1 protein-coding gene is annotated in these 1,180 nt (G+C 41.9%); it reads left to right on the top strand.

Annotated features, from left to right (window positions below):
• Positions 1-829, top strand: an 829-nt coding sequence (locus AC1DTM_RS27495; RefSeq protein WP_477001376.1) for a Gly-Xaa-Xaa repeat protein, incomplete at its 5' end; no start/stop codon positions are given.
• Between the last annotated feature and the right edge of the window lie 351 nt (positions 830-1,180).

The raw sequence follows: 1,180 nt of genomic DNA on the forward strand, positions 1-1,180 counted from the left end.
TGGTGCTACCGGCGCTACTGGACCTCAAGGACTTCGTGGCGTTACTGGTGCTACCGGTGCTACTGGACCTCAAGGACTTCGTGGCGTTACTGGTGCTACCGGCGCTACTGGACCTCAAGGACTTCGTGGCGTTACTGGTGCTACCGGTGCTACTGGACCTCAAGGACTTCGTGGYGYTACTGGYGCTACYGGCGCTACTGGACCTCAAGGACTTCGTGGTGCTACCGGCGCTACTGGACCTCAAGGACTTCGTGGCGTTACTGGCGCTACTGGACCTCAAGGACTTCGTGGYGYTACTGGYGCTACYGGACCTCAAGGACTTCGTGGTGCTACTGGTGCTACTGGACCTCAAGGACTTCGTGGCGTTACTGGTGCTACTGGCGCTACTGGACCTCAAGGACTTCGTGGTGCTACTGGACCGTCGGGCACACCACTCCCTGTAACTATAGCAGCAATAGGAAATTCTAATCCACAAACTATATCACCTGGAACAAATATCCAATTCAATCAAGTTTTCGAACTAAATAATCTCTCTTTTAATGACACTTCAGATACTTTAACTATTTTAGAAACAGGAGTATACGATATTAGTTTCTCAGCATCTACAACCTTCCCGGGTTCTTCACCGTTTGGATTCGGTATTTCATTCAACGGTCAACCACCTACTCGTAATTTTTCAACTAACGTTATCGGTAGTGCGGTTTCTTTCTCCACAATTATTACTTTAACAGCTGGTACAACAATCTCTGTACAACCTACAGTAAATACTATTTCCATCCCTAACACTGGTGACACAACAGCTACACTATCAGTCTTCCGAATTTACTAACTTTTAGTTTTTATCTTAWTTTTGAAAGACAAAGAATGTTTAATTTATAGTAATTTGTATTATTTTGATTGCATGTTAAATCTCTCTTTTAATAAAAAGGAGCACTTATTTTGGAGGATAAGTGCTCCTTCTTTACGTTTCTTTACTTCAAATTTACTCTAGCTTAATCCTCTTTTTGTATGATAAATAGTGAAGACAACGACATGAAAGAGGGATGATAATGAGAATTATATCACTGACACGTTTTTGGTTTGTTCTTATGGTTTGCATAATTTTATGTATAGGGTTTCTTTTAACTCTAAAATATTCAAATGTTTCAAAAGCAGAAAGAAAAACAATTCCATACGAACT

This window comes from Bacillus sp. P4_D3 (genome assembly GCF_056401855.1).